This window comes from Dactylosporangium sp. NPDC005572 (assembly GCF_040605515.1).
Classification (GTDB): Bacteria; Actinomycetota; Actinomycetes; order Mycobacteriales; family Micromonosporaceae; genus Dactylosporangium.
Window position 1 is genome coordinate 22,197 of record NZ_JBEXCY010000064.1, and the last position, 16,886, is coordinate 39,082.

Sequence of the window (16,886 nt, forward strand, 5' to 3'; positions counted from 1 at the left end):
TCGGTCTGCGGTCTGGTTCGACCACGACGGTGTTCGAATAGGCGGGATGGGCGCCGATGCGAAATGGCGCCGACAGGCGTCTGGTGCGAGGCGACTTGGGGCAAGCGGTTCAGCGGCTCAAGCAGGAGCCAGGCGTGGGCCTGTGGGTGGGGGGGCGTGACGCTCCCTCTGGCGTTGGCTGATCTGGGACTGATCGACGAGTACGAGTTCCTTGTACAGCCGGTCCTTGCCGGACACGGGCCGACGTTGCTCGCCGGTCTGCGCGAGCGCATCCAGCTCGAGCTCGTGGATCGACATGAGTTCCGGTCGGGGGCGGTCGCCCTGCGATACCGGCCCACGCGAGTAACGGCTTGACGTGATGTGTCTCTGGATCGAAACCCCCGTCCTCGCCGACGGCAGCACCCGGGTCCCGAGTCACGCCGAACAGCGGGAGGCGCCGAAATGGATGGCCCGGTCACCGTCGCGATGCGCAACGGTCAGCGGGACGTGAAGGCGGCGACGGCGGCCGCGTGGTCGGGCGTCACGCCCAGGGCCGCCTGCTCGGCCGCCTCGGCGCGCAGTGTGTCGGGCAGGGAGCGCCCGGCGGACGCCGCCAGCAGGCGCTTCGACGCCGCGAGGGCCTGGGCCGGGCCGCCGGCGAGGCGGGCGGCCAGCGCAAGGGCGCGGGGCTCGACCTCCTCGGGCGCGACGACGTCGCCGGCGAAGCCCCAGGCGAGCGCCTGCTCGACCGTGAACGGCTCGGCCAGCAGTACCAGGGCCGACGCCCGCGCGTGGCCGACCGCCCGGGCCAGCGTCGCCGACAGGCCCGAGTCGCAGGTCAGGCCGACCTTCGTGAACGCGGTCGCCAGGGTCGCCGTCGCCGACCACACCTGCAGGTCGCAGGCGAGCGCGAAGCCCAGGCCGGCGCCGGCGCAGGTGCCGTTCACGGCGGCGATCACCGGCTTGGGCATCGTCGCCAGCAGCAGCGTGATCGGATTGTAGTGCCGCTCGACCGTCTCGGCCGCCGCGGCCGGGTCGGCCCGCAGCGCGGCGTCCAGCTCGCGCAGGTCCTGGCCGCGGCTGAAGACGGTGCCGGTACCGGTGAGGACCACGGCCCGTACCGCGTCGTCGGCGGCGGCCGCGCGCAGCGCCGCGAGCAGCCGCTCCTTCTCGGCGAGGGTGAGCGTCGGACCCATACGCACGACGGCGACGGCGCTCACGACAGCCGCTCGTAGACGACCAGCGGGTTGCCGGCCGGGTCGGTGACCAGGGCCCGCCGCTCGTGCGGGCAGGTCACCGGCTCGGACGCGGCCGTGCCGGCCGCGGCAAGGCGCGCGAGGCAGGCGTCGAGGTCGTCGACCTGGATGCTGAGCACGGTCCGGCCGGCGACGGGCTGCTCGGAGGCGTCGGCCAGGCCGAGCGTCACCGCGCCGTCGGTGACGGCGGCGTAGCGGTCGCCGTCGCGGAACCGGGTCGTGAGCCCGAGCGCGCCGTAGAAGGCGAGCTGCGCGTCGAGATCGTCGGCGGGGACGATGATGTGACCGATCTTCATGGGCGAAACCTCGGCATGACCTCGCGGGCGAACCGCTCGACGATCTCGACGGACCGTTCGATCGGCAGCCCGAGCCACTGGGCACGGAAGACGAAATGGTTGAAGCCGGCGTCGGCGAAGTCGCGGACCTTCGCGGCGATGTCGTCGGGCGATCCGAAGAACAGCGCCTTGTGCTTGATGCCCTCCCACTGCGTGGCGAAGTAGTCCATGCCGTACTGGACGTACTCGTCGTAGGAGCGGCGGACCTCGGTACCGGCGATGGCGAAGGCCTCGTCGGACGAGTCGGCGACGCACAGGTCGCGGTGGATCGGGAACTCGGCGCCGTCCTCGGTGAAGCCGGCCTCGAGGCGCGCGGCCCGGTAGTCGGCGAGGTTGCCGACGGCCCAGTTCCGGCGCACGTTCGACGGGGCCAGCCAGGGCAGGCCCTGCCGGGCGATGCGGGCGATGCCGATCGGGCCGTTGGCGCCGACCCACACCGGCGGGTGCGGCCGCTGCACCGGCAGCACGCTGCAGCGCACCTCGTCGAGCTGGAAGTGCTGGCCCTTGTGGGTGACCGTCTCGCCGGTCCACAGCCGTTGCATGACCTCGAGGGCCTCGTTCATCCGGGACACCCGCGTGCGCCGTTCGAGGCCGAACGACGCGAACTCGATCTCGCGGTACCCCGAGCCGATGCCGAGCACGAACCGCCCACCCGACATCTGGTCGATGGTGGCGATCTCCTCGGCCCAGTGCACCGGATGGCCCAGCGGCAGGATGAGGATGCCGGTGCCGAGCTGCATCGTCCCCGAGTGGTCGATGAGCCGGCTCAGCAGCGGCAGCGGCTGCGGCGTGGACAGCGACGACAGGTAGTGGTGGATGCCGAAGACGGAGTCGTACCCCAGGTCCCGGATGTGCTGCACGTACTCGACGGTCTCGGCGGTGCGCCGGTGCAGGTCGTCGCCCGGCGCGTACTGGTGGTCGAGCAGGATGCCGAACTTCACGCGACCTACTCCTCGCGCGACCGGGTGTCGCTGAGCCGGAAGTACGGCGCGACGAGCCGGTCACGGTCGGCGAGGGCCTGCCGGATGCCCTTCTCGCGGCGCTCCTTGAGGAAGTTCCAGTCCCCCTCCTCGAAGCTGACGTTGGTCGCCCAGCCGTGGCCGACCCAGCCGGTCATCGCGCCCAGGCCCTTGCCGCGGGCCTCCATGACGACCTGCATCATCGACTTGCCCATCATGAGCGAGTCGAGCGGCATGACGGCGATCGCGTCGGCGTAGTCGTCGACCCAGCGCTGCAGTTCCTCGTGCGGCACGACCTTGGTGACGAGGCCCTTGCGCTCGCCCTCCTCGGCGCCGATGGCCCGCATGGTGAGCATGACGTCCTTCATCGTGGTCAGGCCGACCTTCTCGATCCAGTGGTACATGTCCTGCGGCGCCGGGCCGAGGTAGCGGAACGCCGGGTGGGTGAAGCGGGCGTCCGGCGCGGCGATGACGATGTCGGCCGAGAGCGCGATCTGGAAGTGACCGCCGTAGCAGTACCCCTGAACCTGGCAGATGGTCGCCTTGAGCGACTCGATGATCGGGCGGGTGAAGCCGGAGCTGAGCACGTTGCGGTCGGGCAGGATCCGCTGCCGCTGGGCCGGGCGGCGCCGCGACGCCTTGTCGGTGCCGGCCTTGTAGCCGATGTAGTGGCCCAGTTCGGCGGCGTCGGCGCCGGTACCGAAGTGCTCGCCCTCGCCCTTGAACACGATGACCTTGACCCGGTCGTCGGTCTCGGCCTCCCGCACGAGGTCGCCGACCCGCTCGAAGGCGGCGACCGGGATGGCGTTGAGCCGCTCGGGCCGGTCGAACGTGATCGTGGCGACGTGGCGCTCCGCGTCGACGTCGTAGCGGACGTACTTGGCGAGGACCTCCGGGTCCACCTCCATGTTCTCGACGTCCCACTGGTTTTCGAGCAGCTCGGCTTCGGTCTTCTTCACAACGGGTCCTTAGGGTGTGCGAAAGGCGGGGAACACTTCGGTGGCGAACAGCCGCAGCGAGGCGCGGACCTTCTCGGTCGGCATGCCCAGCCAGCCGGGGCGGAAGATGAGGTGGTCGAAGCCCAGCTCGCGCAGGGCCGCGATGCGCTCGATGAGGAAGTCGGGCGAGCCGAGCAGCAGGGTGTTGCGGACCAGCTCGTCGAAGCGGTCCCGCTGCCAGCGCAGCGCCGGGTACTCGGCGTAGGTGGAGTACTCGACGCGGGCGTGCGGCAGGGCCTCCTCGACGGCCCGTTCGGTCGTCGGCGCGCAGTAGAGCTCGACGCCGACGGGCCGGCTCACCGTCGCCGGGTCCCGGCCGTACTCGTCCAGGGCCGCGTTGTAGACGGCGAGGTGCTCGGGCAGGAACCGCTTGCTCGGCGAGTTGCCGGGCGCGTACCAGGCGTCGCCGAGCCGGGCGGCGCGGCGCACCGCCTTCTTGCCGCCGGCGCCGACCCAGATCGGCGGTCCGCCCGGGGTCAGCGGCCGCACCCCGATCGTGGCGTCCGTGAGCGGGTAGAACTCGCCGTCGCTGGTGACCGGCTCGCCGCTCCAGAGGGCGCGGATGAGCCGCAGGCTCTCGTCGAGGCGGCGGAAGCGGGTGTCCGGGTCGATGCCGAACGCGGCGAACTCGTTCTCCCGGTAGCCGGCGCCGACGCCGAGCACGACCCGGCCGCCGGAGAGGTGGTCGAGGGTGGCGAACTCCTCGGCGACGTGCACCGGGTGGAACATCGGCAGCAGCAGGATGCCGGTGCCGATGAGCATGTTCCCGGAGCGCGGGATGAGGCTGGCCGTCATCGAGATCGGCTGCGGGGTGGCCAGGTTCGACTGGAAGTGGTTGATCGTCCACACCGAGTCGTAGCCCAGCTCCGCGGCCAGCTCGACGGTGCCGAACAGCTCGCTGAGGTGCTTGCCGAGGTCGTCGCCGTGGGGGTACTGGTGCGACGCCATGATGCCGAACTTCACCGCTCACCTCCGGGAGAACCGTCGCCGACGCGGCTGAGCTTGCCGGTCGCGCTGCGCTCCAGCGCGGGCACGAACTCGATGCGCCGCGGGGTCTTGAAGTGCGCGAGCCGGTCGCGGGCGAAGGCCACGAGCGCCTCGGCGAGGTCGGCGTCGGTCACGGTACCGTCGGGCTCGCGCACGACGAGGGCGACCGGGATCTCGCCGAGCCGGTCGTCGGGCCGGCCCAGGACGCGCACGTCGTGCACGAGCGGGTGCTCGCGCAGCTCGTCCTCGATCTCCTCGGGCCAGACCTGGAAGCCGCCGCACTTGATCATGTCGCGCTTGCGGCCGACGAGGAACAGCACGCCGTCCTCGTCGACGTAGCCGATGTCGCCGGTGTGCACCCAGCCGTCGCGGACCAGCTCGCGGGACGCCTCGGCGTCGTCGACGTAGCCGCGGGTGAGCTCCGAGCGCACGACCACCTCCCCCTCCGCGCCGGTCGGCAGGGCGGTGCCGGCGTCGTCGCGGATCTCCAGCTCCACGCCGGGGTACACCCGGCCGGCCGAGCCCGGCTTCCACAGGCCGGCCTTCATGTCGCGGCCGTTCCAGCCGGCGATGTGCCCGGCCTCGGTCGAGCCGTAGTTGACCAGGATCGGCACCCGGTACCGCTCCTCGAACGCGCGGCGCACCGGCCACGCGATGGCCTGCCCGGCCACGAGCACCGACTTGACGCCCTCGAACGGCAGGTCCCGCTCGGCGTGCACGATGTCGAACACCATGGTGGGCAGGAAGAAGAAGTTGTCGAAGCGGAACCGCGCCATCAGCTCGGCGAGCCGGTCGACCCCGAAGCGCTCCCAGACGACCGCGGCGCGCCCGACGTAGCACGCGAACAGCAGCGAGTGCTGCCCGCCGCTGTGGAAGAGCGGGAGGGCGATGAGGTTCGGGCTGGCGTCCGCGGCGGCCGTGGATTCAGCGTCGGTACCGGTGGAGACGCGCGCCAGCCGGGCGAGCGACCCGCGGGTGCCGCCGTGGGTAACGCTGACCGCCTTGGGCCGGCCGGTCGTGCCGCCGGTGAACAGGATGCACGCCTCGGCGTCCGGCTCGACGTCCACGGCCGCGACCAGCTGCTCCCGCCGCCAGTCCAGGGCGGCGACGCCGGGCAGTGCGGCCTGAGCGGGCCCGAACGCGCGGACCGGCACGGCGGAGTGCGACCTGAGCTCGGCGACGACGCCGGGGCGGCGCTCGTCGACGAGCAGCAGCTGCGGATCGGTCTTGGCGACCGACTCGGCAAGCTCGGCGGCGTTGTAGAGGCTGCTGATCGTCACCGGGACGGCGCCGATCTTCCAGGCGCCGAAGAGGAAGAAGGCGATCTCCGGGCCGTTGGTCAGGTAGCAGGCGACCCGGTCGCCGGGGCCGATGCCCTCGGCCCGCAGCGCGGCGGCGACCCCGCCGGCGAGCAGGTCCACCTCGGCGAACGTCCACGAGCGGCCGTCCTCGCCGTACAGGCCGACGGCGTCGCCGCGGTCGTCGCGGCGCCCTTCCAGGATCCCGGCGAGGTTGGTCATCGGGTTCGTCATCGGGTTCGTCATCGGGTTCGTCATCGGGTTCGTCATGGCGTCGCCACCCGCGGGATGACCTCTTCGCCGAAGCGGGCGAGCTGCTCCATGGCCTCCTCCTGGGACGCGCCGACGAACTGGTGGCGCAGCGACACCTCGGTGATGCCGAGCTCGGCCTCCCAGCGGCGCAGCTTCGCGACGATCTCGTCGGCCGAGCCGACCAGGCAGTCCTCGGCGAGATAGCGGTCGAGGTCGAGGGACTGCGCGTCGTCCCACGACTTGTAGCCGGCGTACTGGCGCTGCAGGTGCGGGCGGACCCCGGCGACGGCGGTGTCGTAGCTGTCGGCGATGAACGCTTCGCGGCTCATCGGGTACTCCCGCTGCGGGGAGAACCCACGCTCCGCCAGCTCGGCGCGGTAGAGGCCGAGGAGGTGGGCCAGCTCCTCGTCGTTGCCCTTCGGGCCGATGAGCCAGGGCGCGTCGAGGCGGGCGGCGCGGCGCACGGCGGGCTCGGCGAACGCGCCGATCCAGATGGGCGGGCCGCCCGGCTGGACGGGGCGCAGCGCGACGGAGGCGCCGGGGACCTCGCCCCAGCTGCCGGCGGCGTCGACGGTCTCGCCGTTCCACAGCGCGCGCAGCAGCGGCACGTACTCGCGCAGGCGGCGCAGCCGGTCGTCCCACGCGACGCCGAACGCGGCGGTCTCCCGCTTGCGGTAGCCGGCGCCGAGGCCGACGGTGAGCCGGCCGCGGGACAGCACGTCGAGGGAGACCAGCTCCTCGGCCAGGGCGATCGGGTTGAGCAGCGGCGCGAGCAGCACGGCGAAGCCGATGCGCACGCGGCTGGTGGCGTGGGCGAGGTAGCCGGCGAGCGGGACCGGCTGTACGAACGCGGACCGGGCCAGGTAGTGGTGGCCGAGGTAGACGGCGTGGAACCCGGCCGCCTCGGCCGCGGCCGCCTGGGTCACCACGTCGTCGATGCCGTCGGCGGCGGGTGCCGACGGGTCGAACTGGGCGCTCAGGAAGCAGCTGATCTTCACCCGGCGACCGCCTCGGCCGGGTTCTTGACGGCGGCCTGCTCCTGGGCCCGGAAGTACGGGATCACCTTGTCGGCGAACTCCTCCATCGACTTGAGCGCCGCCTTGCGGTCGAGGGTGGGGATGCGCAGCCAGCCGATGTAGTGGTTGATGCCGAGCTGGTCGCGCAGCATCTCGATGGTCTCGATGACCCGCTGCGCGGAGCCGAAGTTCCCACCGTGCGTGAGGGTCTGCTCCAGCGTCAGCAGCTCGATGTTCTTGGCCACCGCCGCGTAGTAGGCGCGCTCCTTCTCGATGGCCTCCTCCGAGCCGGGGATCACCTTCCCCACCGACTTGTAGTAGTTCATCGCCGCGTGGGCCGCGTCGCGCAGGCCGTCCTCGCCGTCGCCGACCCAGACCTGCTGCATGAACGGTACGTCGTAGCCGGCGATGTCGAAGCCGTTCTCGGCCATGCTCTGCCGGTACAGGTCGAAGTTCTTCTGCATGATGCCCAGCGGCGTGAAGTTCGGCGAGGTGATGATCGACTCGCCGACGGCGCCGCGCTCGCGGAAGCTGTCCGGCGAGACCGTGCCCTGCAGGATCGGCGGTCCGCCGGGGGTGAACGGCCGCGGGTACGTGGTGATGTTGTCGTAGTTGAAGTACCGGCCGTGGTACGAGAAATTCTCCTGGGACAGCGCCAGCCGCAGGATCTCCAGCGTCTCCTGGTAGCGCTCCTTGGACTCGTCCAGGGGGATGCCGAAGCCGGCGAACTCCGAGGGCTGGTAGCCGCGGCCGACGCCGATCGAGACCCGGCCGCCGCTGAGCACGTCGAGCGCGGCGATGTCCTCGGCCAGGCGCAGCGGGTCGTGCAGGGGCAGGACGAGCACGGCGGTGCCGATGGTGATCCGGCTGGTGCGCTCGGCCACGGCCATGCCGAAGTGCACGGGGCTGCCGAGGATGCCGTACTTCGAGAAGTGGTGCTCGGCCAGCCAGACCGAGTCGAACCCGAGCTCGTCGGCCATCTCGATCTCGTCGAGGGTGTCGCGGAGCACCTGGTGGTCCGATGTGCCCTCGCTCACCGGAAACAGGTTCATGATGCCGAACTTCACGGTCTCTCCTGGAGTATTCCGACCAGCCGGTATGTTACTGGTCTGACGAACGGCCTGCAAGGGTGCCGCAGGCCAGGGCCTTTGTTCGTAGGCCACGACGTGCGGCCCGCCCGGCGCGGCGGCGCGGTGGCACCGCCGCCTCCCTCGTTTCTGATGCATCACTCGTGATGCATCACTCGTGATGCATCAGTCTTGATACATCGCGGCTGATGCATCACGCCCGATGGATCGTTCTTGCTACATCACGCCCGACGCATCGCACCCGATGCATCACGGCCGATGCATCACGGCCGATGCATCACGGCCGATGCATCGCACCCGACGCATCGCACCCGACGCATCACGGCCGATGCATCGTTCTTGATGCATCGCTCTTGATGCATCAGGGCTGGCGCATCGCGGCCGATGCATCTCGGCCGATGCATCGCTCTTGATGCATCAGAAATGATGCATCAACAGTGGTGCGTCACGGCGCGGCCTCCGGTCGGGCGGCGATGCGCAGGGCGCCGGTGCGGCGGCGGTGCCAGGAGCCGGCGCCCAGGACGGCGTCGAGGACCAGGGCGCGGCGGAGGTACAGATGCGGATCCGCCTCCATCGTGATGCCCATGCCACCGTGGACCTGGATGCAGCGCTCCGCGGCGAAGACCGCCGCCCGGCCCGCCGCCGCCTTCGCGGCGTGGACCTGAATCGCGGCGTCGGGGCGCGCGTTGTCGACGGCCCACGCCGCGTAGAGCGTCAGGTCCCACGCGGCCTTCCGGGCGGTGGCGGCCTCGGCGAGCTGGAACGCAACCCCCTGGAACGAGCCGATGACCCGCCCGAACTGCTTGCGCGTGCGGGCCTGCTCCGCGGCCAGCTCGATCGCGCCCTGCGCGACCCCGCACAGCTCGGCCGCGACCACGAGCGTGGCCCGGTCCACGGCGGCCGGCACCCCGGCGGCGGCGCCGATGGCGGTGGCGGCCACCGTGAGGTCCGACAGCGGCACGGACGGGTCGAGGGACTGCCGCGCGGTGACGGTGACGTCGGCCGGGCCGACGATCCGGACCCGCCCGGCGCCCTCGTCGTCGCCCCCGCCGAGCACGGCGAAGCCGTCGGCCGGCGCCGCGTAGCGGACCAGCGTCCAGGACGACGGGCCGGCGTCCACGGCCGGGGTGAGCACGCGGGTGCCCTCCAGGACGTCCGCCGGAAGCTCAGCACCGGCGCCGCAGAGCAGCTGCACGGCCGCGGCGTGGGCCGGGTAGCGGCTCGGGACCAGGTGCTCCCCCAGCGCCTCGACGGCGACGAGGAGGTCGACGAGGCCGGAGCCGATGCCGCCGGCCGGCGTGGGTACCCCGAGCAGCCCGAAGTCCCGCAGCAGCGGGCCGTCGCAGGCCGGGGCGGTCCACGGCGCCGACAGGGCGGACCGGGCGGTCACGCCCTCGCCCTCGGCGATGGCGTGGACGGTCTTGCCGATCTCCAGCTGTTCCTGGGTGAACGTCGCTCGCATGCGCGCCTTCCCTAGCGCGAGCGGGGCAGGCCGAGCACCCGCTCCGCGAGGATGGACTTCTGGACTTCCTCGGTGCCGCCCTCGATGGTGTGGGCCCGCGCCCGCAGGTAGCGGCGCATCCGGGCGGCCGCGCCGTCGCCGTCGAGGAGCACCCCGCCGGCCTCGTCGAGCTGCACGGCGAGCCGGTTGGCGTTCTGTACCACGCCGGCCCACAGGCTCTTCAGGGCCGAGGTCTCCGGGCCGGGCACACCGCCGGCCTGGGCCTCGCCGAGCATCCGCATCGAGCCGATGCGCACCGCCTCGGCGTCGCACTGCAGCGCGCCGACCGCGTCGGCGAAGGCGTCGTCGCCGGCCAGCCCGCGGGCGATGCCGACGTCGACGACCCGGTCGACCGCCTGGCGGGCCCACACCCACAGGTTGAGCGCCATGCTGCCGCGCTCGAACGCGAGGGTCGTCAGGGCGACCTTCCAGCCGTTGCCGACGCCGCCGAGCACGTCCTCGTCGGGGACGAACACGTCATCGAGGAACATCTCGTTGAACTCGGTGTCGCCGTTGATCATCACCAGCGAGCGGACGGTGAACCGGTCCATGGGCGCCAGGAGGTACGTGATGCCCTGGTGCTTGGGCGCGTCCGGGTCGGTACGGGCCAGCAGCAGGCACTGCGAGGCGTTGTGCGCGTTGGAGGTCCAGATCTTCGAGCCGTTGACCAGCCAGCCGCCGTCGACCCTGGTCGCGGCGGTGCGCAGGCTGGCCAGGTCGGAGCCGGAGCCGGGCTCGCTGAAGCCCTGGCACCAGTAGGTGTCGCCACGCAGGATGCCGGGCAGGTGGCGGGCCTGCTGCTCGGCGGTGCCGTGGGCGATGATGGTGGGCCCGGCCAGCATCATGCCGACGCCGTTGAGCGGGTAGGGGGCGCCGCGGACGGCGGCCTCCTCGTTGAAGATGGCCTGCGCCATCGAGTCGAGCCCGCGGCCGCCGTGCTCCGCGGGCCAGGACAGCCCGGCCCAGTTGCCGGCGCAGAGCCGGTCCTGCCAGACCCGCGACCAGTGCTCACGCTCGTCCTGGGTCAGCTCCTCCTGGTCGGGCACGTCGCGCAGCGCCCCGTCGAGCCAGGCCCCGGCCTCCCGCCGGAAGCCGAGGTCGGCCTCGCTGTCATCGAAGTCCATGGGCACCTTCCCGGAGCTTGGCCTTGTAGAGCTTGCCGTTCGGGTCGCGCGGGAGGGCGTCGTGCAGGACGTACCCGGCCGGGCGCTTCGGCTTGGCGAGGACCGTCTCGACGTACGACCGCAATGACGAGAGCACCGCGGCGGCGGGCGGCGCGCCGTCGCGCAGCACGATGTGGGCGCGTGGGACCTCGCCGAACTCGGGGTCGGGCGCGCCGACCACGCCGGCGTCGGCGACCCACTCGTGCGCGATGAGCGCGGCCTCGATCTCGGCGGGATAGACGTTGACGCCGCCGACGAGGATGAGCTCGGCGGCCCGGCCGGTGATGTAGAGGAAACCGTCGGCGTCGACGTGGCCGACGTCCCAGACGGTCATCAGGCCGCCGTGGCGGGCGCCGTCGGTCTTGCCGGGGTCGTTGTGGTACTCGACCTTGTCCTCGCCCTGGCGCATGTACACGATCCCGGTCTGGCCGGTCGGCACCTCGTTGCCCTGCTCGTCGAGGATCTTCAGGGTCGAGATGGAGGCGGGCCGCCCGACGGTGCCGGGGTGGGCGAGCCACTCGTGCGGCCGGGCGATGGTGGTGCCGACCTCGGTCGAGCCGTAGTACTCGTAGACGACGGGGCCGAACCAGTCGAGGATGCGCTGCTTGACCTCGGCCGGGCAGGGCGCGGCGCCGTGCAGCACGTAGCGCAGCGACGAGACGTCGCAGGCCGCGCGCACCTCGGGCGGCAGCTGCAGCAGGCGGTAGAAGTGGGTGGGCACCATGCTGGTGCCGGTGACCCGCTGGTCGGCGACGCGGTGCAGGAAGCCCTCGGGGGTCCAGCCGTCCATTAGCACGAGCGTGCCGCCGGCGTGCAGCGCGCCCATGGCGGGGGTGATGTTGGCGGAGTGGTACATCGGGGCCGACACGAGCCAGGAGGTGAACGCGTCGCGCTCCATCCCGAACTCCTTGAACAGCCAGACGTAGGTGAGCGCGCCGGCGTCGGCGTCGATGCCGCTGAGCGGCCGCTTGACGCCCTTCGAGCGGCCGGTGGTGCCGGAGGTGTACATCATGAGGGAGCCCGCCGGCGTCTCCTGCGGGCTCTCGGCGGGCATGCCGTCGGTGAGCTGCGGCAACGACTCGCCGTCGACGTAGACCTGGACCCCGGCCGGCGCGGCGGAGGTCACGACGTCCGCGACCCGCGGCGAGGCGACGACCACCTTCGCCCCGCTGTCGGCCAGGATGTAGGCGATCTCGGGCTCGGTGAGGTGGTAGTTCAGCGTCACCAGGTACAGCCCGGACTGCATCGCGGCGAGGTACAGCGCGACCATGCCGGGGCTGTTGGTCATCACCGCCGCGACGGTGTCGCCGGCCTCGAGCCCGGCCCGGGTGCGCAGGCCGTGCGAGATGCGGTTCACCTCGGCGTACAGCTCGCCGTACGAGATCCGCCGGTCGTCGGCGGTCACGATCGCACACAGGTCCGGTTCCGCGGCCGCCCACAGCCGAAAACCGGTGCGGTCCTCGCTCATCGGGCTCCTTGAGTTAAATTCCGACCATCCGGTATGTTGTTGCCAACAGTAAGGGAGCCTGCCGACGATGTCCATACCCGCACGCCCCGCCGGACCGGCCGGAGCAGCGCACGCGGCCGGCTGGCACGCCCGCGAGGTGCCCGCGCCGGCCCCCGTCGCCGACGGCGTCTGGGCCGTCCCGGTCCCCCTCAACGGCCACCCGTTGCGCTCGGTCACGGTCTTCCTGATCGAGACCGGCGGCGGGCTGGTGCTCGTCGACGCCGGCTACCGCCACCGCAGCTGCTGGGAGTCGTTCCAGGCGTCCCTGGCGACGATCGGGCACCGCGTCGAGACGATCGGGGCCGTGCTGCTCACCCACAACCACCCCGACCACGTCGGCTTCGCCGCGCGGGTCCGCGAGGTCTCCGGCGCGCGGGTCGTCATGGGCCGCGCCGACGACTTCGCGACGATGCACGCCACCCGCGGCGACTTCCTCACCCAGCTGCGCGCCTCGCTGGAGCTGACCGGCGCGCCCGAGCAGGTGGTCGAGGAGATGTACGCCGACGCCGTGACCGTCGCCGTGCACGACGAGAACCTGACCCTCGACGTCGCGCTGCCCGGCGCCACCGACCTCGCGTTCGGCGGCGTCACGATCCACGCCGTGCCCACGCCCGGCCACACCTACGGCCACTTCGTCTACTACGACACCCGCGGCCTGGTCTTCACCGGCGACACTATGATGGCCGAGGGCCCGACCCAGCTGGCGATCGTCAGCCGCCCCGGCGACGACCCGGCCGGCGACCTGTTCGCGTCCCTCGCCCGCATCCGCGACCTCGGCGCGGCGATCGCCTGCCCGGCCCACCAGTACCCGTACGGCGACGTGGCGGCCCGGGCCGAGGCCCTCGCCGAGCACCACCGGGCCGAGGTCGCCGCCGCGCACGCCCTGGCCGGCCCGGGTGCGACCGCGTGGGACGTCGCGCCGCGGATGACCTGGCGCAAGCCGTGGGACGAGCAGGGCCGGGGCACGAAGCGGTTCAACCTCGTGCACACCCTGGCCCTGCTGACCCACCGTCAGCCGTAGGTCCAGTCCGGGGTCAGCCCGGCGCGCAGGTCGCGCAGGGTGCGCTTGAGGACCTTGCCGGAGGGGTTCGTCGGGAACTCCTCGACGATGTAGACCTCCTTCGGCACCTTGAACCGGCCGAGCCGCGCGCGGGCGTGCGCGATGAGCGAGTCGGCCGTCAGCCCCGGGCGGCCGATGACGAACGCGACCGGGACCTCCTGCCACTTCGGGTCCGGCGCCCCGACGACCGACGCCGCCAGCACCAGCGGGTGGTCGGCGAGCACGTTCTCGATCTCGGCGCTGGACATGTTCTCCCCGCCGCTGCGGATCATGTCCTTGAGCCGGTCCCGGATGTAGAGGTACCCGTCGGCGTCGAGGCAGCCGACGTCGCCGGTGTGGAACCAGCCGTCCCGGAACGCGCTGTCCGTGGCGGACGTGTCGTCGAGGTACCCCGGACTCACCTTCGGCCCGCGGGCGACCACCTCGCCGTTCTCCCCCACCGGCACGTCGTTGCCGTCCGCGTCGACGACCCGCACCTGCACCCACGGCACCGGGATGCCGACCGAGCCCTGCTTGGACTCCATGTGCGCCTCGTCGAGGTACGTCAGGCCGCTGCACGTCTCGGTCAGCCCGTAGCCCTCGATGAGCCGGGCGTTGGGGAACAGCTCCCGGGCGACGGCGAACAGCGCCGAGGTCACCTGCGAGTAGATGAGCCAGCGCACCGAGGACAGGTCGGCCGGCTCCTCGACCCGGCGGACCATGTCGAGCATCGTCGCCGCCATCACCATCCCGGTGATCCGCTCCGCCTCGATCGCCCGCCGCACGGCAAGCGGGTCGAAGCGCCGCTGCAGCACCATGCAGCCGCCGACGTGCCAGATGCCGTAGCCGGGCAGGTCGGTGCCGCCGACGTGGTACAGCGGGGCGAAGTTGAGGATCCGGTCGTCAGGGCGCAGCCCCAGCTCGACGATCTGGGCGTGCATGTTCATGTTCACGTTGCCGTGGGTGAGCATGACGCCCTTCGGCAGGCTCGTCGTGCCCGACGTGTAGATGATCCGCTGCAGCGCGTCGTCGCCGAGCGCCGCATCCGGGACGCGGGCGCCGCGGTGGCGCCCGGTCAGGGCGCGCAGGTCGAGCCAGCCGTCGATCGGTTCGAGCGCGAACCGGCGCACCGACGGCAGTTCAGCGATCGCGGCGGCGGTCAGTTCCGCGTACTCCGGCACGGTGGCGACCGCCTGCACGCCGGCGTGGCCGAGCAGGTGGGCCAGCTCCCCCGCGGTGAGGCGGTAGTTGAGCGGGACGAAGACGGCGCCGAGCTTCGACAACGCGAGGGACAGGATGAGGAACTCGGGCACGTTGTTGGCCACGATCGCGACCCGGCCGCCCGGGCCGACACCTTCGGCGGCCAGCCCGGCGGCGAGGGCGTTCACGTCGTCGTCGAGCTGCCGGTGGGTCCAGCGGCGGCCCTCGAAGACGAGCGCGTCGCGGTCGGCGAAGCGCAGCGCGTTGCCGCGCAGCATGGCGGCGATGTTGGCGGTGCTCATGCCCGCAGCCCCCGTTTCAGGACCTTGCCGGAGTCGTTGCGCGGCAGCGACTCGACGAACTGCACGTACTTGGGCACCTTGAACTTCGCCAGCCGGGCCAGGCAGTGCGCGCGGATGTCCTCGCCGGTCGTCGCGGCGCCGGGGCGCAGGATGACGAACGCCTTCGGCACCTCGTCCCACTGCGGGTCGGGCACGCCGATGACGGCGACCTCGGCGACGTCGGGGTGCTGGGCGATGACCCGCTCGATCTCGGCGCCGGCGACGTTCTCCCCGCCGGACTTGATGAGGTCGACGCGGCGGTCGACGAACCAGAGGTAGCCGTCCTCGTCGAGGCGGCCGACGTCGCCGGTGAGGAACCAGCCGTCACGGCGGGTGCGCCGGTTGGCCTCGTCGTCGTTCCAGTACCCGGGTGAGATCTTCGGCCCGCGCACGACGATCTCGCCCTCGACGCCGGGGGCGACCGGCCGGAAGTGCTCGTCGACGATGCGGATGTGCACGCCGGGGAACGGCGCGCCGAGCGCGCCCATCTTCGACTCCTCGTGGGCGGCGTCCATGTAGCACACGCCGTTGCACAGCTCGGTCATGCCGAACGTGTCGATGAGCCGCACGTGCGGCAGCCGCTGCTTCACCGCCCGGCGCACGCTGGGCGCGACGCCGGCGAACAGCAGGTACCGCAGCGTCGAAAGGTCCAGCGACGGCAGGTCGAGCATCCCGAACAGGATCTGCGCGGCGAGCACCATCCCCGTGACCCGCTCCCCGGCGGCGATGCGGGCGATGTCCTCCGCCTTGAACGTCGGCGTGAGGACCATCGTCGCGCCGGCCGAGAAGATGGCCAGGCCGGGAGCCTCCAGCCCGCTGACGTGGAACAGCGGTGCCGAGATCAGGATCCGGTCGTGCTGGGTCAGCTCCAGTTCGAGGACCTGCGCGAGGTGGTTGGCGGTGAGGTTGCCGCAGGTGTGGATGACGCCCTTCGGGTGGGCGGTGGTGCCCGAGGTGTACAGCAGGCGGTGCACGTCGCCGGGCGCCTTCTCGGCGTCGGGCACCCGCACCCCGGCGGGCTGCGCGGCGAGCAGGTCGCCGAGCCGGTGGGCGGTGCCGACGAGCCGGGTGCCGTTGGCGACGAGGGTCCGCACGCCGGTCTTGGCCGCCAGGTGCTCGGCGTCGTCGGCGAAGTCGTCGTCGTAGAGCAGGGCGGTGATGCCGGCCTGGTCGAAGACGTACGCCTGCTCGGTGGCGTGCAGCCGCCAGTTGAGCGGCACCGAGATCGCCCCGATGCGGGCCAGGGCGAGCAGTTCGAGGACGTAGGTGGCGGTGTTGCGGCCGAGGACGCCGACCAGGTCGTCGGCGGTGATCCCGGCGGCGAGCAGCGCGGCGGCGTGCCGGTCGACGTCGGCGTCGAGCTCGGCGTAGGTCCACCGGGCGCCCCCGTCGACGAGGGCCTCCCGGCCGGCCCGGCGCAGCGCCTGCAGCCGCAGCGTCTCGGTGAAGTTGCTGGTCGCCATCAGTCGCTCACCAAAGAAGCGCGATACGCAAGGATCTCCTCGCGGGTCGGCAGCGACACGAACTCGAGCAGGTTGCCGTCGAGGTCGCGGGCCGCGAACGCGGTGATGTAGCCGTAGTTCTCCAGCAGCGTGCGGTGCGGCTCGGAGAGGCACTCGGCGCCGAGGTCGAGCATCCGCTGGTGCAGCCCGGCCATCTCGTCGAGCGGCACCTCGAAGCTGAGCAGGAACGTGCCCAGCTCCAGGTGCCCGGCGGTGGCGGTGCGCCGCTTCTCGCCGCTCCACTCGATGAGCTCCAGCTGCCCGATTTTGCTGGGGCCCTGCATGTACTGGACCCGGCCGGTGGTGCCGGCCGGCAGCCGCAGCGCGACCTCGATCCCGGGGCCGCCGACGTCGGTCCGCAGGGTCTTGCGGTAGCCGAGGGCCTGTTGGTAGAAGTCCGCGGCCCGGTCGACGTCGGAGACGGTCATGGCCACGTGGTGCACTTCGCTGACCGGCATGGGGGTG

Annotated in this window: 16 protein-coding genes; 2 read left to right on the plus strand and 14 right to left on the minus strand. The window is 72.0% G+C overall.

Features of this window, described 5'->3' with window-relative positions; genetic code table 11:
• The first annotated feature begins 156 nt into the window (after positions 1 to 156).
• Positions 157 to 354: a hypothetical protein gene (locus ABZS66_RS27820; RefSeq protein WP_354762586.1), complete on the plus strand. Its 198-nt coding sequence runs from the start codon at positions 157 to 159 to the stop codon at positions 352 to 354.
• Between the two features lie 122 nt (positions 355 to 476).
• Here the strand turns inward: ABZS66_RS27820 and ABZS66_RS27825 are convergent, their stop codons facing one another.
• The 11 genes from ABZS66_RS27825 to ABZS66_RS27875 all read right to left on the minus strand — a co-directional run bounded on the left by ABZS66_RS27825 (position 477) and on the right by ABZS66_RS27875 (position 12,300).
• The gene (locus ABZS66_RS27825; RefSeq protein ID WP_354762588.1) at positions 477 to 1,199 is read right to left on the minus strand and encodes an enoyl-CoA hydratase-related protein; all 723 of its coding nucleotides are present in this window, start codon (positions 1,197 to 1,199) and stop codon (positions 477 to 479) included.
• Entirely contained in the window at positions 1,196 to 1,531 is a 336-nt protein-coding gene (locus ABZS66_RS27830; RefSeq protein WP_354762590.1) for a VOC family protein, read from the minus strand. The genes ABZS66_RS27825 and ABZS66_RS27830 overlap by 4 nt, the downstream gene beginning before the upstream one ends.
• Positions 1,528 to 2,511: an LLM class flavin-dependent oxidoreductase gene (locus ABZS66_RS27835; protein WP_354762592.1), complete on the minus strand. Its 984-nt coding sequence runs from the start codon at positions 2,509 to 2,511 to the stop codon at positions 1,528 to 1,530. The genes ABZS66_RS27830 and ABZS66_RS27835 overlap by 4 nt, the downstream gene beginning before the upstream one ends.
• A 5-nt stretch (positions 2,512 to 2,516) precedes the next feature.
• On the minus strand, positions 2,517 to 3,488 hold the full coding sequence (locus tag ABZS66_RS27840) for an enoyl-CoA hydratase/isomerase family protein (RefSeq protein WP_354762593.1): 972 nt from the start codon (positions 3,486 to 3,488) through the stop codon (positions 2,517 to 2,519).
• A 9-nt stretch (positions 3,489 to 3,497) separates the two neighbouring features.
• Positions 3,498 to 4,490: an LLM class flavin-dependent oxidoreductase gene (locus ABZS66_RS27845; RefSeq protein WP_354762595.1), complete on the minus strand. Its 993-nt coding sequence runs from the start codon at positions 4,488 to 4,490 to the stop codon at positions 3,498 to 3,500.
• Positions 4,487 to 6,082: a class I adenylate-forming enzyme family protein gene (locus ABZS66_RS27850; protein ID WP_354762597.1), complete on the minus strand. Its 1,596-nt coding sequence runs from the start codon at positions 6,080 to 6,082 to the stop codon at positions 4,487 to 4,489. The genes ABZS66_RS27845 and ABZS66_RS27850 overlap by 4 nt, the downstream gene beginning before the upstream one ends.
• Entirely contained in the window at positions 6,079 to 7,062 is a 984-nt protein-coding gene (locus ABZS66_RS27855) for an LLM class flavin-dependent oxidoreductase (RefSeq protein WP_354762599.1), read from the minus strand. The genes ABZS66_RS27850 and ABZS66_RS27855 overlap by 4 nt, the downstream gene beginning before the upstream one ends.
• Positions 7,059 to 8,147 (minus strand): LLM class flavin-dependent oxidoreductase, encoded by a 1,089-nt coding sequence (locus ABZS66_RS27860; RefSeq protein ID WP_354762601.1) that lies wholly within the window; start codon positions 8,145 to 8,147, stop codon positions 7,059 to 7,061. The genes ABZS66_RS27855 and ABZS66_RS27860 overlap by 4 nt, the downstream gene beginning before the upstream one ends.
• A 466-nt stretch (positions 8,148 to 8,613) precedes the next feature.
• Positions 8,614 to 9,630, minus strand: a complete 1,017-nt coding sequence (locus ABZS66_RS27865; RefSeq protein WP_354762603.1) for an acyl-CoA dehydrogenase family protein — start codon at positions 9,628 to 9,630, stop codon at positions 8,614 to 8,616.
• 11 nt (positions 9,631 to 9,641) lie between these two features.
• Complete coding sequence (locus ABZS66_RS27870) at positions 9,642 to 10,793, minus strand: acyl-CoA dehydrogenase family protein (RefSeq protein ID WP_354762605.1); 1,152 nt, start codon at positions 10,791 to 10,793, stop codon at positions 9,642 to 9,644.
• Positions 10,780 to 12,300 (minus strand): AMP-binding protein, encoded by a 1,521-nt coding sequence (locus ABZS66_RS27875; protein WP_354762607.1) that lies wholly within the window; start codon positions 12,298 to 12,300, stop codon positions 10,780 to 10,782. The genes ABZS66_RS27870 and ABZS66_RS27875 overlap by 14 nt, the downstream gene beginning before the upstream one ends.
• A gap of 67 nt (positions 12,301 to 12,367) precedes the next feature.
• On the opposite strand from ABZS66_RS27875, the gene ABZS66_RS27880 reads away from it, so the two are divergent.
• Positions 12,368 to 13,360, plus strand: a complete 993-nt coding sequence (locus tag ABZS66_RS27880; protein WP_354762609.1) for an MBL fold metallo-hydrolase — start codon at positions 12,368 to 12,370, stop codon at positions 13,358 to 13,360.
• Here ABZS66_RS27880 and ABZS66_RS27885 read toward each other — a convergent pair.
• The 3 genes from ABZS66_RS27885 to ABZS66_RS27895 are packed head-to-tail and all read right to left on the minus strand — an operon-like array spanning position 13,351 to position 16,879.
• Entirely contained in the window at positions 13,351 to 14,880 is a 1,530-nt protein-coding gene (locus ABZS66_RS27885) for an AMP-binding protein (protein WP_354762611.1), read from the minus strand. The two genes, ABZS66_RS27880 and ABZS66_RS27885, sit on opposite strands and share 10 nt — an antisense overlap.
• Positions 14,877 to 16,382, minus strand: coding sequence for an AMP-binding protein (locus tag ABZS66_RS27890; protein WP_354762613.1), 1,506 nt, complete (start codon positions 16,380 to 16,382; stop codon positions 14,877 to 14,879). Before ABZS66_RS27890 ends, ABZS66_RS27885 begins: the two co-directional genes overlap by 4 nt.
• Positions 16,382 to 16,879, minus strand: a complete 498-nt coding sequence (locus tag ABZS66_RS27895) for a VOC family protein (protein WP_354762615.1) — start codon at positions 16,877 to 16,879, stop codon at positions 16,382 to 16,384. Before ABZS66_RS27895 ends, ABZS66_RS27890 begins: the two co-directional genes overlap by 1 nt.
• Positions 16,880 to 16,886: the final 7 nt, after the last annotated feature.

What these genes read in the sequence shown, in the direction of transcription:
- ABZS66_RS27830 (WP_354762590.1), bottom strand. Translation starts at nt 1,531, where the DNA reads ATGAAGATCGGTCACATCATCGTCCCCGCCGACGATCTCGACGCGCAG.
- ABZS66_RS27850 (WP_354762597.1), bottom strand. Translation starts at nt 6,082, where the DNA reads ATGACGAACCCGATGACGAACCCGATGACGAACCCGATGACGAACCCG.
- ABZS66_RS27865 (WP_354762603.1), bottom strand. Translation starts at nt 9,630, where the DNA reads ATGCGAGCGACGTTCACCCAGGAACAGCTGGAGATCGGCAAGACCGTC.
- ABZS66_RS27870 (WP_354762605.1), bottom strand. Translation starts at nt 10,793, where the DNA reads ATGGACTTCGATGACAGCGAGGCCGACCTCGGCTTCCGGCGGGAGGCC.
- ABZS66_RS27875 (WP_354762607.1), bottom strand. Translation starts at nt 12,300, where the DNA reads ATGAGCGAGGACCGCACCGGTTTTCGGCTGTGGGCGGCCGCGGAACCG.
- ABZS66_RS27880 (WP_354762609.1), top strand. Translation starts at nt 12,368, where the DNA reads ATGTCCATACCCGCACGCCCCGCCGGACCGGCCGGAGCAGCGCACGCG.
- ABZS66_RS27885 (WP_354762611.1), bottom strand. Translation starts at nt 14,880, where the DNA reads ATGAGCACCGCCAACATCGCCGCCATGCTGCGCGGCAACGCGCTGCGC.
- ABZS66_RS27890 (WP_354762613.1), bottom strand. Translation starts at nt 16,382, where the DNA reads ATGGCGACCAGCAACTTCACCGAGACGCTGCGGCTGCAGGCGCTGCGC.
- ABZS66_RS27895 (WP_354762615.1), bottom strand. Translation starts at nt 16,879, where the DNA reads ATGCCGGTCAGCGAAGTGCACCACGTGGCCATGACCGTCTCCGACGTC.